The organism is Citrobacter sp. wls706 (assembly GCF_005281305.1).
Taxonomy (GTDB): domain Bacteria; phylum Pseudomonadota; class Gammaproteobacteria; order Enterobacterales; family Enterobacteriaceae; genus Citrobacter; species Citrobacter werkmanii.
The window spans coordinates 391,824-406,821 of record NZ_SZXG01000029.1 but is presented as its reverse complement, the minus strand read 5'-3'; the positions used below and the strand labels follow the sequence as shown (position 1 = coordinate 406,821).

The window sequence follows — 14,998 nt, the reverse complement described above, 5'->3', positions numbered from 1 at the left end:
CAAATATGAGGCAGGTTTAGTTTTCGTGCACATTCTATGTAACAACCATAAAGAAAACGAGATCAAACACACACTATAATAAGGACCTGTGACGAGATTCAAAATTAGTGATCGGTGATACACTTCCGTTATGTTGAGTAGGGAAGTGAAAAGTTATGTCATTGTGCTAATCTCATAACAATAATCAAACATCTCACCAGTCTTTCAAGAATCCTTATCGATCCATAGACAAAAGCTATCAGAGAAATCAACTTCACCCATTAAAATGAATTTGATAATCATTCTCAATAAGCGTAGCTTGAAACATAGCAAAGGCTATGTTTCTGAGGCACTAAAATGACTAACGATCGCGTTGAGAGTAGCAGTGGACGGGCAGCGCGCAAGTTGAAGCTCGCATTAATGGGACCTGCGTTCATCGCGGCGATCGGCTATATCGATCCGGGTAACTTTGCCACCAATATCCAGGCAGGGGCCAGCTTTGGCTATAAACTGTTGTGGGTTGTGGTCTGGGCAAACCTGATGGCAATGCTGATTCAGGTGCTGTCGGCAAAACTGGGTATTGCCACCGGTAAAAACCTGGCGGAGCAAATTCGCGATCATTATCCTCGTCCGGTGGTATGGTTTTACTGGGTGCAGGCTGAAATTATCGCCATGGCGACCGACCTTGCTGAGTTTATTGGCGCTGCGATTGGTTTCAAACTGATCCTGGGTGTTTCATTATTGCAGGGGGCCGTACTTACCGGTATCGCGACGTTTTTAATTCTGATGCTGCAGCGCCGCGGGCAAAAACCGCTGGAAAAAGTCATTGGCGGCTTGCTGCTGTTTGTGGCAGCGGCTTACATCGTGGAACTGATCTTTTCCCAACCCAATCTGGCGCAGCTTAGCAAAGGGATGATTATTCCCAACCTGCCCAATTCTGAGGCTGTGTTCCTGGCTGCTGGCGTGCTTGGCGCGACCATCATGCCGCATGTGATCTATTTGCATTCTTCTTTAACCCAGCATCTGCACGGCGGAACGCGGCAACAACGCTATGCGGCCACGAAATGGGATGTGGCTATCGCCATGACGATTGCCGGGTTTGTGAATCTGGCGATGATGGCGACAGCTGCCGCCGCATTTCATTTTAGCGGGCATACCGGTATCGCCGATCTCGATCAGGCGTACCTGACCCTTGAACCGCTGTTGAGCCACGCGGCGGCGACGGTGTTTGGTTTAAGCCTGGTGGCAGCGGGGCTGTCTTCTACTGTGGTCGGCACGTTGGCGGGGCAGGTGGTGATGCAGGGGTTTATCCGCTTCCACATTCCGCTGTGGGTACGCCGTACTGTCACCATGATGCCATCATTTATTGTGATTCTGATGGGGCTGGATCCCACCCGTATTCTGGTGATGAGCCAGGTGTTGCTCAGTTTCGGGATTGCCCTTGCGTTGGTGCCGCTACTAATCTTTACCAGCAACGGCCCATTGATGGGGGATTTGGTTAACACCGCCTGGGTCAAATACATTGGCTGGATGATTGTGGTGTTAGTGGTCGCACTGAATATCTGGTTACTGGTGGGAACCGCGCTGGGTTTGTAAAAACAAAAGAGCCCGTAGGCTCTTTTGTTACATTAATGATGATGTTTGTGGCCGCGCCCGCGACCGCGATGGTCGTCACGGTCATTCCAGCCTTCACGATAGCCGCGCTCATAAGCTTTACGTTTATCCCAGCCACGATGATAGCCATTGTCATGACGCCACCAGCGGTTTTTGCGCCACTCATAGTTATGATGCCAGTAATCCCGGTCGCGCCAGCGGCCGCCATCCCAGTAGTTACCGTAATTATCGCGATCGCCAATTTGCAATTTTATTGATGGCAGCAGGGTGATTTCGCCAGCGTTCGCGGCCAGCGGGGTAAAAGCCAATAAGACTGCCGCCAGAATCAGTGACCTGAACATTTTTACTCTCCTTCACGATCGAGCCGTAGCCGGCCTGTTAACGTAATATTACGGGGCAGTAAAGCCCCGTTTCATCGCCTTAACTCTTAAATCGCGAGCGAGAGCACTTTTTGTTAATAAATGTGTCTTTATTTCAATCAGCTCAGAATGGCATCAATTTCCGCGCACTCTTCGGCAGAGAAATGACGGTTTGCCAGCATGCCAACGGCGTCTTCAATTTGCGCGGGTTTACTGGCGCCAATCAACACCGAGGTGACCTTGTCTTCCCGTAATACCCACGCGAGCGCCATCTGAGAAAGTTTTTGTCCCCGACGTTCTGCCAGCGCGTTCAGCGCACGGACCTTTTCCAGTTTTTGTGGCGTTAACTGGTCCGGGTTAAGAAAACGGCTGGAGCTTGCCGCGCGCGAGTCCGCAGGAATACCGTTCAGGTAGCGGTCGGTTAATTGCCCACCCGCCAGTGGCGAGAAGGCGATACTGCCAACCCCCTTTTCCTGTAATAGCGACAGCAGGCCACTTTCGACCCAACGTTCAAACAGGGAATATTTAGGCTGGTGGATAAGGCAGGGAGTGCCTAAATCGTCGAGTATTTCAATCGCCTGCCTGGCAAGCTCCGCCGGATAATTAGACAGTCCGACATATAGCGCTTTACCCTGACGGACAATATGATCCAGCGCGCGCATGGTTTCTCTGAGCGGCGTTTCAGGATCGGGCCGGTGGTGATAGAAGATATCAACATACTCCAGCCCCAGGCGTTTGAGGCTTTGATCGAGGCTGGCAATCAGGTATTTGCGTGATCCCCAGTCGCCGTAGGGCCCCTCCCACATGGTGTAACCAGCTTTGGTGGAGATGACCAGCTCGTCCCGCCACGGTAAAAAATCTTCCTGCAGAATGCGGCCAAAATTTCGCTCCGCTGAGCCCGGCGGTGGACCATAGTTATTCGCCAGGTCAAAATGATTAATTCCCAGATCGAATGCGCGCTGTAACAGAGCCCGACTGTTCTCTACCTGCGTGGCATCACCAAAATTATGCCACAAACCCAAAGAGACAATCGGGAGTTTGAGGCCGCTCTGGCCGCAGCGGCGATACTCCATTGTTTGATAGCGATTTTCATCAGCCTGATAAACCATGTAGCCTCCTGTCGGATAACGTGTGTCATTGAGTGTATACGTTTACATAAAGCAGGCGGCAATGAATTTTTAATCGGCAAAACTGTACATTTTGCTTTCCACCCCCTTCACTATGGCTTCTCTGGACAGTCAACACAGTTCTTCGATACTCAACATTGAGGTTACCGTCAGAAGGATAGCTGTCATGCAAACCCAATATTCCGTTGCTGATTATCTGCTGGACAGGCTGGCAGGCTGTGGCGTCGGCCACCTCTTTGGTGTGCCTGGTGATTATAATTTGCAGTTTCTTGACCACGTGATTGAACATCCCGGCATACGTTGGGTTGGGTGTGCGAACGAATTAAATGCGGCTTATGCCGCGGATGGCTATGCCAGGGTGGCAGGGGCAGGAGCATTGCTCACCACGTTTGGCGTGGGAGAGTTAAGTGCAATTAACGGTATCGCTGGAAGCTATGCGGAATATGTTCCTGTCTTACATGTTGTCGGCGCGCCCTGTCGCGGTGCGCAGCGTCGCGGGGAACTGATGCATCACACCCTTGGCGACGGTGACTTTCAGCATTTTTACCGTATGCAGCAGGCGGTAACGACGGCCAGCGCAATGCTGGATGAACAAAACGCCTGTTATGAAATTGACCGTGTGCTGCGGGCGATGTTAACAGAGCGCAGGCCAGGCTACCTGATGTTGCCTGCTGATGTGGCCAAACAGCCCGCTACGCCGCCGAATGACATTCTGATTGTTCCTCTGAGCGAACCGGAAAGCAGCGTGGCAGAAGCGTTTCGCTATTATGCCCGCGAGCGGCTGTTGGACAGTCCGCGTGTAGCGCTGTTGGCCGACTTTCTCGCGCAGCGCTTTGGTTTACAGCCTGTTTTGCAGCGTTGGATGGCGGAAACGCCGATGGCCCACGCCACGCTGTTGATGGGGAAAGGGTTATTTGATGAGCGTCACCCGGCGTTTGTCGGTACGTACAGCGCCGGAGCCAGTAGCGATTATGTGCGCCAGGCGATTGAAGATGCCGATACGATTATTTGCGTCGGTACACAATTTGTCGACACCCTGACCGCTGGGTTTACGCAACGGTTACCAGCGGAGCGTACTATTGAAGTTCAGCCCCATGCGTCACGTGTTGGTACCCAATGGTTTAACGTTCCGATGGAACAGGCCGTCACTACGTTACGCGAGTTGTGTCTGGAGATGTCGTTTTCACTGCCGCCCGAACGTCCGCCAGTTAGGCGTATCCAGGTTGAGAAGGGGCTGCTGACCCAGGAAAATTTCTGGCCAACGGTGCAGCATTATCTGGCGCCGGATGACATCATCCTCGTCGACCAGGGAACGGCGGCATTTGGTGCGGCTGCGCTCTCGCTACCCAGCGGTGCGGAAGTCTTGGTCCAACCGCTGTGGGGTTCCATCGGCTACGCGCTCCCGGCGGCATTTGGCGCGCAAACAGCCTGCCCGGACCGCCGGGTGATCCTGATTATTGGCGATGGCGCAGCGCAGCTCACTATCCAGGAACTGGGCTCTATGCTCAGAGACGGGCAATCACCGGTGATTTTACTGCTTAACAATGACGGCTATACCGTGGAGAGGGCTATTCACGGGGCAAATCAGCGCTATAACGACATCGCCGGATGGAACTGGACGCAGGTGCCGCAGGCGTTAAGTCATGAATGTCAGGCGGAATGCTGGCGAGTGAAGCAGGTGGTCCAACTGGAGGAAGTGCTGGCCCGGCTGTCCCGTCCGCAACGGTTGTCATTAATTGAAGTGGTGCTACCGAAAGCCGATCTTCCTGAGTTATTGCGCACGGTGACCCGTGCGCTGGAATCTCGCAACGGAGGATAGCTACTCCTCGGGACGGCTGGCGATCATCATTGGTTTTCCGGCCAATAAAAGCCAGGCGGGGAGCATAACGACGCAAAGCAGCGGCAGCAAAGTGGTGTCTGGCACCACGACTGCCGCCATAAACAGGCTCAGCCACGCGTCGCGGGTAACGACCAGCACCAGCCCGAGAATCGCGCAGGAGACCGTGATGGCTGCCGGAACGGCTTCAACATGGGCGTGCAGCATCAGACCCAGCGCGACACCCACGAAGACCGCCGGAAAAATTCGCCCGCCGCGAAAACCGCTCGCTGCGGCGACCACCAATGCCGCCAGTTTGATCACGGCAAGCAGCAAATAATCCGTTGTCCCCAGCGTCTGGCTAAACGCCATTTGCTGCATTTCATCCAGTCCCTTAAATAAGGTAAGCGGTCCGCCAATTACACCCAAAATACCGAGAATAAAACCACCAACCCCAAGGATCAGTACCGGGTGTTTAAGCCGATGTATTAAATGATGCAAGCGCGGTAGACACCAGACGGCCACCATGCCCGCGGCAATGGCGATAGCAGCAACGACCGCACCGCTGAGGATATCGATCAGATGCATTTGCGTATAGTGCGCGATGGGCAATGAAAAATGGGGATGAAAGAACAGGCTGGTGGTCAGTGAACCTGCGGCGGCGGCCATTAACGGCGCAAACAGGCGATCCCATAAAGGAACATCGTTCGAGCTATTCAGCGTTTGCGAAAACACCAACGCGGCGGCCACGGGAGTACCAAATAACGCCCCGATGGTGCCGGCAGAGGCGAGAATGGTCCAGTCCAGCTTAGCAATGCGCGGAAAGAGGCGGCTGCCAAGCGCCACTGCGAGGGCGATATTCACGGTCATGATGGGATGTTCCGGCCCTAAACTGACGCCGCCCGCCAGACCGAGGATTAGCGCCGCCAGCAGGCCTGGCAGCGCCGAAACGGCCACCGGCATTCCGATTAACGGTTCACAAGCCGGATCCGGACCAGCGTGGCCCTGGCTGTAGCGGATGACAAGCCCGACCATCAGTCCGGTTAACGTGAGCATACCGATGATCCACAGTGGAGAGTCCTGGGCAATTCCGATGCTAATCGGCAGACGCTCCCATAAAAATTGCTGTAAAACGGAAGCGACTTTCATCACAACGATCAACACCAGGCTGGACGCTATGCCAATGATTATCGCGGGAGTTGATAGCAAGAGCATCGTTCTGGCTCGCGGATGGAGCATTTTCAATTCCTTCAAACAGAGTCATAGATATAGTTTGCACAGCCTGCGCGACCGCATCGCTGCAAATGGTGCTGAAACGATAAAGTAATTGTGTGATCTGGATCGATTTTCTACGGGCATCAGCCTTCAGGCCGTTGTTGTTATGCCCCCATGAATTTACAGTGTGGCAAAGATTTATTCTGACTTTAGCGGAGCAGTGGAAGAATGACAAAATATGCTTTAGTAGGTGATGTTGGCGGCACCAACGCACGTCTTGCTCTGTGCGACATTGCCAGTGGCGAGATTTCGCAGGCAAAAACCTATTCCGGGCTGGATTACCCCAGTCTGGAGGCTGTGGTGCGCGTGTACCTGGATGAGCATAGCGTCAGCGTCGAAGATGGTTGCATTGCCATTGCCTGTCCGATCACCGGCGACTGGGTGGCAATGACCAACCATACCTGGGCATTCTCTATTGCTGAGATGAAAAAAAATCTGGGCTTTAGCCATCTGGAAATTATTAATGATTTCACCGCCGTGTCGATGGCAATCCCTATGCTGAAAAAAGATCATTTGATCCAGTTTGGCGGCGCGGAACCTGTCGAAGGTAAACCGATTGCGGTGTATGGCGCGGGAACTGGCCTCGGCGTGGCGCATCTGGTGCACGTTGATAAACGCTGGGTAAGTCTGCCGGGTGAAGGCGGGCATGTGGATTTTGCGCCTAACAGCGAAGAAGAGGGGATTATCCTTGAGGTTCTGCGTGCGGAAATCGGTCATGTTTCTGCTGAACGTGTGCTCTCAGGACCCGGACTGGTGAACCTGTATCGCGCCATCGTCAAATCAGACGGCCGCCTGCCGGAAAATCTGCAGCCGAAGGATATCACCGCCCGTGCGCTGGAAGATTCCTGTATCGACTGCCGCCGCGCGCTGTCGCTGTTCTGTGTGATCATGGGCCGCTTTGGCGGCGATCTGGCGTTAACGCTGGGCACGTTTGGCGGCGTGTACATCGCTGGCGGGATCGTGCCGCGCTTCCTTGAATTCTTTAAAGCTTCCGGTTTCCGCGGTGGGTTTGAAGATAAAGGACGTTTTAAAGCCTACGTTCAGGATATTCCGGTGTATCTGATTGTGCATGATAATCCGGGTCTGCTTGGCTCCGGCGCACATCTGCGCCAGACGCTGGGGCATATTCTTTAATTCCTCAATCACTCCCCCGCAAAACCGCGTAAATCACGCGGTTTTTTTATGCCTGCCGCCCAGCTTTCCGACCTTCGTCACACTTCCTGATTGCTGGATTATATGTCCAGTAAAAGCATTATTTGTCTGATAACGGTCGCTACTTGCCTCGGACCATAATTTCTCTCGTTAACTATTACGAGGAAATGAATATGAGCAAAAAATTAATTGCTGTCTGTGCGTGTCCGATGGGGCTGGCTCACACCTTTATGGCGGCGCAGGCTCTGGAAGAAGCGGCGGTTGAAGCCGGTTATGAAGTGAAAATCGAAACTCAGGGCGCTGACGGAATTCAAAATCGTCTGACGGCGCAGGATATTGCTGAGGCGACGTTAATCATCCATTCAGTTGCCGTAACTCCGGAAGATAACGAGCGTTTTGAGTCGCGTGATGTCTACGAAATTACGCTACAGGACGCGATAAAAAATGCGGCCGGCATCATTAAAGAGATCGAAGAGATGGTTGCCGCTGAACAACAATAATCATCGACAGGGAACTACGTATGGCCATTAAAAAACGCAGTGCAACCGTTGTGCCTGGCGCATCTGGTGCGGCAGCGGCAATAAAAAATCCACCGGCCTCCCGCAACAGCTTCTGGGGCGAACTTCCGCAACATGTGATGTCGGGTATTTCACGCATGGTGCCGACGTTAATTATGGGCGGGGTAATTCTCGCCTTCTCGCAACTGATCGCTTATAGCTGGCTCGATATTCCTGCTGACACTGGCATCATGGATGCGCTGAACAGCGGAAAATTTACCGGTTTTAATCTCTCATTATTGAAGTTTGCCTGGCTGTCGCAATCTTTTGGCGGCGTGCTGTTTGGTTTTGCTATTCCGATGTTTGCCGCGTTCGTTGCCAACTCCATCGGCGGCAAGCTGGCGTTTCCGGCGGGGTTCATCGGTGGGCTGATGTCTACTCAGCCTACGCAGCTGCTGAATTTTGACCCATCAACGCTGCAATGGGTAACCAGTGCACCCGTACCCTCTACCTTTATTGGCGCGCTAATTATCTCGATTGTTGCCGGGTATCTGGTGAAATGGATGAACCAAAAAATCCAGCTCCCTGATTTCCTGCTGGCGTTCAAGACCACCTTTTTGCTGCCCATTCTCTCTGCCATTTTTGTCATGCTGGCGATGTATTACGTGATCACGCCGTTTGGCGGCTGGATCAACGGCGGCATCCGTACTCTGCTGACTGCAGCAGGAGAGAAAGGCACGCTGATGTATGCGATGGGGATTTCCGCGGCCACAGCGATTGACCTCGGCGGGCCGATTAATAAAGCCGCTGGATTTGTCGCCTTCAGCTTTACCACCGATCACGTTCTGCCGGTCACCGCGCGCTCTATTGCGATTGTTATTCCGCCGATTGGCCTCGGGCTGGCAACGCTGCTTGACCGCCGCTTAACGGGTAAGCGTCTGTTCAGCGCCCAGCTCTACCCGCAGGGAAAAACGGCAATGTTCCTCGCATTTATGGGCATCAGCGAAGGGGCTATCCCGTTTGCGCTGGAAAGCCCCATCACGGCAATTCCCTCCTACATGGTTGGCGCCATTGTCGGATCGACGGCTGCCGTCTGGCTGGGTGCGGTGCAATGGTTCCCTGAGTCGGCGATCTGGGCATGGCCGCTGGTGACCAATCTCGGTGTCTATATGGCAGGGATCCTGTTAGGTGCGGTGATTACCGCGCTGATGGTGGTGTTCCTGCGTCATCTGATGTACCGCAAAGGCAAATTGCTGATCGAAAGCCTCTGATCAAAAGGATTGTAACCATGAGCTTACTTGCCTCGCTGCGTGACTGGCTGACGGCGCAACATCTCGATGCGATGCTGCTGTCATCGCGACAGAATAAACAGCCGCATATGGGGATCTCCAGCAGTTCAGGGTTTGTGTTTATCAGCCATGAAAGCGCGCATATCCTGGTCGATGCCCGTTACTACACCGATGTCGACACGCGTACCCAGGGCTACCAGATCCATCTCCTTGATGGAACACAGACGCTGTATTCACGGGTGAATCACATCATTGCTGACGAAAAGCTGCAGACGGTGGGGTTCGAAGGCGAGCAGGTAAGCTGGGAAACGGCAAAGACATGGGCAGACAAACTGCATGGAAGACTGGTGAGCGCCGTGCCGGACGTGCTTCGGCAGGTGAAAACGGCCCAGGAAATAGCCTGTATCCGTGAAGCCTGTCGGATTGCCGACCTCAGCGCTGAACACATACGGCGTTTTATTAAACCAGGTCTGCGTGAGCGCGAGATTGCCGCCGAACTGGAGTGGTACATGCGTACGCTCGGCGCAGATAAAGCCTCTTTTGACACCATTGTCGCCAGCGGCTGGCGCGGGGCGCTGCCGCACGGCAAAGCCAGCGACAAGCGTGTCGAGGCGGGTGAGTTCATTACGCTGGATTTTGGCGCACAGTATCAGGGGTATTGTTCAGATATGACGCGAACGTTTCGCCTACCCGACGCCAACCAACCTGCAGAAGAAAGCGCGCTATTTTCGATTTATCAGGTTGTACTGGAAGCGCAACTGGCGGCGGTGGCGGCAATCCGACCCGGCGCGCGTTGCAATGAGGTGGACGCCGCAGCCAGGCAAGTTATTACGCAGGCGGGCTATGGTAATGAGTTTGGTCACAATACCGGACACGCTATCGGCATTGAGGTCCATGAAAATCCACGTTTTTCACCCACCGATGCGACGCCTCTGGCGGCGGGAATGCTGCTCACCGTTGAGCCAGGTATTTATCTGCCGGGGCAGGGCGGAGTACGTATTGAGGACGTGGTACTGGTTACGCCAGACGGCGGCGAGGTGCTCTACACCATGGCGAAAACATTGTTACACACGGGAGAGGCGTGATGGACTTATCGCTACTGAAGGCGCTGAGCGAGGCTGATGCGATCGCCTCCTCAGAACAGGAGGTGCGACAGATCTTGCTCGAAGAAGCAGATCGTCTGCACAAAGAAGTGCGCTTCGATGGGTTAGGATCGGTGTTGATCCGCCTGAATGAATCAACCGGTCCGAAGGTAATGATCTGTGCGCATATGGATGAAGTGGGATTTATTGTGCGCAGTATTTCCAGCGAAGGAGCGATCGATGTCTTGCCAGTGGGAAATGTGCGTATGGCGGCCAGACAGTTGCAGCCGGTGCGGATTACCACCCGCGAAGAGAGCAAAATCCCGGGGCTGCTCGACGGAGAGCGCAGTGGTAATGAGGTGAATGCGCTACGGGTGGATATTGGCGCACGGTCTTATGACGAAGTACTTCAGGCCGGCGTGCACCCAGGCGATCGCGTTACCTTTGACACGACTTTTCAGGTTTTGCCGCACCAACGCGTCATGGGCAAAGCCTTTGATGACCGGCTTGGATGTTATTTGCTGGTCGCGCTGCTGCGCGAATGGCATGGCGCCGATCTCCCTTGCGAGGTGTGGCTGGTAGCCAGTTCCAGTGAGGAAGTTGGACTGCGCGGAGGGCAAACGGCCGCGCGTGCAGTTGCCCCCGATGTGGCGATCGTGCTGGACACCGCCTGCTGGGCGAAAAATTTTGATTGTGGCGCGGCCAACCACCGACAGCTCGGCAAAGGCCCGATGCTGGTGTTGAGCGATAAATCGCTGATTGCGCCGCCAAAGCTGACGGCATGGATTGAAAGTGTGGCCGCTGACGCGGGTATACCGTTACAGCTCGATATGTTCAGTAATGGCGGCACCGATGGCGGGGCTGTACACGTCAGCGGAACGGGGATCCCGACGGTTGTTATGGGGCCAGCCACACGGCATGGGCACTGTGCGGCATCGATTGCCGACTGTCGTGACATCATCCAGACGCAGCAGTTGCTGTCGGCGCTTATTTCACATCTTACGTGCGAAACCGTGGCTCATCTGACGGATTTCAGGTGCTGATTTCGCGCTAATCAGGAGTTGTTATGCTAACGATTCAATTTCTTTGCCCGTTACCCAATGGCCTGCATGCGCGTCCAGCATGGGAGCTGAAAGAGCAGTGTAGCCAGTGGCAAAGTGAGGTGATGTTTTTCAACCATCGTCAAAACGCCAAAGCGGATGCGAAAAGCTCGCTGGCGCTGATTGGCACCGGGACGCTGTTTAACGACAGCTGTAGCTTAACCATCACCGGTCATGATGAAGAACAGGCCAGACGGGCGCTGGAGGAGTACATTCAGCAGCGGTTTATCGACAGCGACAGCGTTCAGCCTGGGGCGGCGGAACTGGCGGCGCATCCGTTGCCGCGTTCGCTGATTCGGCTCAACCCGGATTTGCTGTATGGCACCGTGCTGGCAGGCGGCGTGGGGGCAGGTCAGCTCACGCTGTGGCAGAGTGATAATCTGGAGAGCTATCGCGCGATTGCGGCGAGTGCGGAAGACAACGCCAGGCTGGAGCACAGTCTGGCGACGCTGGCGGAGCTGCTCAATCAGCAACTCCGCCAGCGCGATGGTGAGAGTAAAACCATTCTCAGCGCGCATCTGTCTCTGATTCAGGACGATGAGTTCGCCGGGAATATTCGCCGATTAATGCTCGAGCAGCATCTGGGGTTAGGGGCGGCGATTATCACCAATATGGAACAAGTATGCGATAAGCTGTCGGCTTCCGGCAGCGATTATTTGCGCGAACGCGTCAGCGACATCCGTGATATCAGCGAACAATTGTTGCACATTACCTGGCCTGAAAAGCGGCCACGCCATGCGCTGGTGCTGGAAAAACCAACGATTCTGGTTGCTGAAGATCTGACGCCCAGTCAGTTTTTGAGCCTCGATTTGCAGCATCTGTCAGGCATGATCCTTGAGAAAACAGGGCGCACCTCGCATACGCTGATCCTCGCTCGGGCGTCGGCAATTCCGGTGCTTAGCGGCTTGCCGCTGGACGCGATTAGCCGCTATGCCGGGCAACCCGCGGTACTGGATGCCCGATGTGGCGTCCTGGCCATTAATCCAAACGAGGCGGTTCGCGGCTACTACGCGATTGCGCAGAAGCTGGCTGATGAATGCCAGCGTCGGCAAGCCCTTGACGCCGCCCAGCCCGCGTTAACCAAAGATAATCAACGAATTGACGTCGCAGCGAATATTGGCACCGCGCTGGAAGCGCCGGGGGCGTTTGCCAATGGCGCGGAAGGGATTGGGTTGTTTCGCACAGAAATGCTGTTTATGGATCGCGACAGTGCTCCCGACGAGCAGGAACAGTTTGAAGCCTACCAACAGGTGTTGTTGGCTGCGGGCGACAAGCCGGTTATCTTTCGCACGATGGACATTGGCGGCGATAAGAACATCCGTTATCTCAATATTCCGCAAGAAGAAAATCCGTTCCTGGGTTATCGCGCGGTGCGGATTTATCCCGAATTTGCTGGGCTGTTTCGCACGCAGTTGCGCGCCATTTTACGCGCGGCCACCTTCGGTAATGCGCAGTTGATGATCCCGATGGTGCACAGCCTCGACCAGATTTTATGGGTAAAAAGCGAATTGCAAAAAGCGCTGGTGGAGCTGAAAGCGGAGGGTTTACGTCATGCTCCGACAATTTCATTGGGGATTATGGTTGAAGTACCGTCGGTGTGTTACATCATCGACCACTTCTGTGACGAGGTGGATTTCTTCAGCATTGGTTCAAATGACATGACCCAGTATCTGTACGCTGTCGATCGTAATAATCCTCGCGTGTCGCCGCTATATAACCCGATTACGCCCTCGTTCTTGCGGATGTTGCAGCAGATTGTCCTCGTGGCGCACGAACGCGGTAAATGGGTAGGCATTTGCGGTGAACTGGGCGGGGAAAGTCGTTACCTACCGCTGCTGTTGGGCTTAGGGCTTGACGAGTTAAGTATGAGCAGCCCACGGATCCCGGCGGTGAAAAGTCAGCTTCGTCAACTGGACGGCCAGGCGTGTCGCGAACTCGCTATGCAGGCCTGCGAGTGTCGCAGTGCTCAGGAGATAGAAGATTTGCTGAAGCAGTTTGCACCGCAGAAAGACGTGCGCCCGCTACTGGCGCTGGAGAATATTTTTGTTGGCGAGCCTCTTGCCAACAAAGAGCAGGTGATCCAGTTCTTATGTGGTAATCTTGGGGTAAATGGACGCACCGAACATCCGTTTGAGCTGGAGGAAGATGTCTGGCAGCGCGAAGAGATAGTGACTACTGCCGTTGGTTTCGGGGTTGCTATCCCACATACTAAATCCCAGTGGATCAACCATTCCAGTATCAGCATTGCCCGGCTTGCTCAGCCGATAGACTGGCAGTCCGAAATGGGCGATGTTGAGCTGGTGATCATGCTAACGCTGGGGGCTGATGAAGGCATTAACCACGTGAAGGTCTTCTCGCAGCTGGCGCGTAAGCTGGTGAACAAGCAGTTCCGCCAGTCGTTGTTTGCCGCGACCGATGCCGAAAGCATTCTGGCGTTGCTGCAGGCGGAACTGACGTTTTAAACGCCACTGTGAGGAGTGTTTTCCAGCCTACGGTAATGGGATTGCAGGCTGGGCAAAACGGTTTTACAAGAGGAATTATTAATCTGCGGTGTGTTGAATCGGCAGTTTCCCGGCCCTTAACAGTATCATCTCTTGTTTGCAGAGCAGTACTACCGCCTGGCGACCTTTTACGCGTCGGGCGGTGAGCGCTCTTTTTACGGTCCGACGATCCGCACCTGATTCCAGCATCTGAAGACACATCAGGGAAAGTGCACTTCTGTTTTTCATCGAATATTCACTTTGTTGAGTAAGCCTGCACGTTATGCGCGAAAGGGCATTATTTTACAACGATACAAGTGGATATGACTAACTCGTTGGTATTGCCTCAATCAACGTGCTGACTGAAAACGGGTGCCGTACTCGCCCGGCGTCAGGCCAAACTGACGGCGGAACAGGCGGCAAAAATAATCACTGTCCTGATACCCGCAACGCTGTGCGACTTCGCTAATCGACAAATGATATTTCTGTAAGATAATGCGCGCCTTCGCCATTCTCACCCACCGCAAATACTCAACAAATCCCATGGTGCCATGCTGGGTAAATACTTTTGATAAGTGATTCGGTGTGATATTGAAAAAATGCGCTACGTTTTCCCGGTTCAGCGGCTGGGCATAGTTGTCCTGGACCCAATTACATATGCTGTGATAGAGAAATTCAGAGCGCGGGCGCGCTATATCAGGCCGGGTGTTTACCACGCTGCGGCACAGGTGCAGCAGGCTCAGCACCAGCGGCTGAATAATATCCTGGGCCTGTGGTGAGCGGCTTAAATGGGTTAATGCGGTAAGCATCGCCTCGCCTTCACCGCGCTGCGGATGCGGTAACTCAATGCGACGTACGGGACGTAGCAGCGATGCGGTTCGGTTGTCATAAAAAGAGAGGCCCAGCCAGGCCGGTGAAAATACCAGGCTCAAGAGCATCACCGGTTTATCGCTGCCTGGTAAATTCGCCGCTTTCGCCGGGATGAACAACATGTCGCCTTCCGCCAGGCTGTGCTGCTGTTTTTCCAGTTGGTTGCTGTACTCTCCGCGCAACACGATATCCAGGCGGGGCAGGTCAATACATAAACTGCCGGTCGGTAATGTGGCTAGTTGCCTGGCGAACCATACGCGCCCCAGACGCTGCGGGTTTAACACCAGGCCGCTGAACAGATCGGCAAAAAACTGTTGGTCGGCGGGCAGGCCTGGCTCTTTCATTGCTCTTTCTCTGC

12 protein-coding genes are annotated in these 14,998 nt (G+C 54.2%); 8 read left to right on the top strand and 4 right to left on the bottom strand.

The features are described 5' to 3' along the window. Positions 1-336: 336 nt before the first annotated feature. Positions 337-1,575, top strand: coding sequence for an Nramp family divalent metal transporter (locus FDW92_RS06825; protein ID WP_042306967.1), 1,239 nt, complete (start codon positions 337-339; stop codon positions 1,573-1,575). Between the two features lie 32 nt (positions 1,576-1,607). On the opposite strand, the gene ypeC is transcribed toward FDW92_RS06825, so the two are convergent. Together ypeC and mgrA are read right to left on the bottom strand one after the other, a co-directional pair. After that, on the bottom strand, positions 1,608-1,934 hold the full coding sequence (gene ypeC, locus FDW92_RS06820; protein WP_003834889.1) for a DUF2502 domain-containing protein YpeC: 327 nt from the start codon (positions 1,932-1,934) through the stop codon (positions 1,608-1,610). A 137-nt stretch (positions 1,935-2,071) separates the two neighbouring features. Continuing rightward, on the bottom strand, positions 2,072-3,061 hold the full coding sequence (gene mgrA, locus FDW92_RS06815) for an L-glyceraldehyde 3-phosphate reductase (protein WP_042306968.1): 990 nt from the start codon (positions 3,059-3,061) through the stop codon (positions 2,072-2,074). A 184-nt stretch (positions 3,062-3,245) separates the two neighbouring features. Between mgrA and FDW92_RS06810 the strand changes: the two genes are divergently transcribed. Next, positions 3,246-4,898 carry a thiamine pyrophosphate-binding protein gene (locus tag FDW92_RS06810; RefSeq protein ID WP_042306969.1) on the top strand — a complete coding sequence of 551 codons (1,653 nt, stop codon included), beginning with the start codon at positions 3,246-3,248 and terminating at the stop codon, positions 4,896-4,898. Here the strand turns inward: FDW92_RS06810 and FDW92_RS06805 are convergent, their stop codons facing one another. Continuing rightward, positions 4,899-6,134, bottom strand: coding sequence for an ion channel protein (locus FDW92_RS06805; protein WP_042306970.1), 1,236 nt, complete (start codon positions 6,132-6,134; stop codon positions 4,899-4,901). Between the two features lie 204 nt (positions 6,135-6,338). On the opposite strand from FDW92_RS06805, the gene glk reads away from it, so the two are divergent. The 6 genes from glk to ptsP all read left to right on the top strand — a co-directional run bounded on the left by glk (position 6,339) and on the right by ptsP (position 13,752). After that, a complete protein-coding gene (glk, locus tag FDW92_RS06800; RefSeq protein ID WP_042306971.1) occupies positions 6,339-7,304 on the top strand; it encodes a glucokinase in 966 nt (321 codons plus the stop codon). Positions 7,305-7,495: 191 nt separating this feature from the next. Further along, positions 7,496-7,822 carry a fructose PTS transporter subunit IIB gene (locus tag FDW92_RS06795; protein ID WP_003028254.1) on the top strand — a complete coding sequence of 109 codons (327 nt, stop codon included), beginning with the start codon at positions 7,496-7,498 and terminating at the stop codon, positions 7,820-7,822. A gap of 20 nt (positions 7,823-7,842) precedes the next feature. Beyond that, positions 7,843-9,090: a PTS fructose transporter subunit IIC gene (locus FDW92_RS06790; RefSeq protein ID WP_042306972.1), complete on the top strand. Its 1,248-nt coding sequence runs from the start codon at positions 7,843-7,845 to the stop codon at positions 9,088-9,090. 17 nt (positions 9,091-9,107) lie between these two features. After that, positions 9,108-10,193, top strand: coding sequence for an aminopeptidase (ypdF, locus tag FDW92_RS06785; protein ID WP_042306973.1), 1,086 nt, complete (start codon positions 9,108-9,110; stop codon positions 10,191-10,193). Next, entirely contained in the window at positions 10,193-11,233 is a 1,041-nt protein-coding gene (gene ypdE, locus FDW92_RS06780) for an aminopeptidase (RefSeq protein ID WP_042306974.1), read from the top strand. The genes ypdF and ypdE overlap by 1 nt, the downstream gene beginning before the upstream one ends. A 23-nt stretch (positions 11,234-11,256) precedes the next feature. Next, positions 11,257-13,752 carry a phosphoenolpyruvate--protein phosphotransferase gene (gene ptsP, locus FDW92_RS06775; RefSeq protein WP_042306976.1) on the top strand — a complete coding sequence of 832 codons (2,496 nt, stop codon included), beginning with the start codon at positions 11,257-11,259 and terminating at the stop codon, positions 13,750-13,752. Positions 13,753-14,120: 368 nt separating this feature from the next. Here ptsP and FDW92_RS06765 read toward each other — a convergent pair whose 3' ends face one another. Further along, positions 14,121-14,984, bottom strand: coding sequence for a helix-turn-helix domain-containing protein (locus FDW92_RS06765; RefSeq protein WP_042306981.1), 864 nt, complete (start codon positions 14,982-14,984; stop codon positions 14,121-14,123). Positions 14,985-14,998 lie beyond the last annotated feature (14 nt).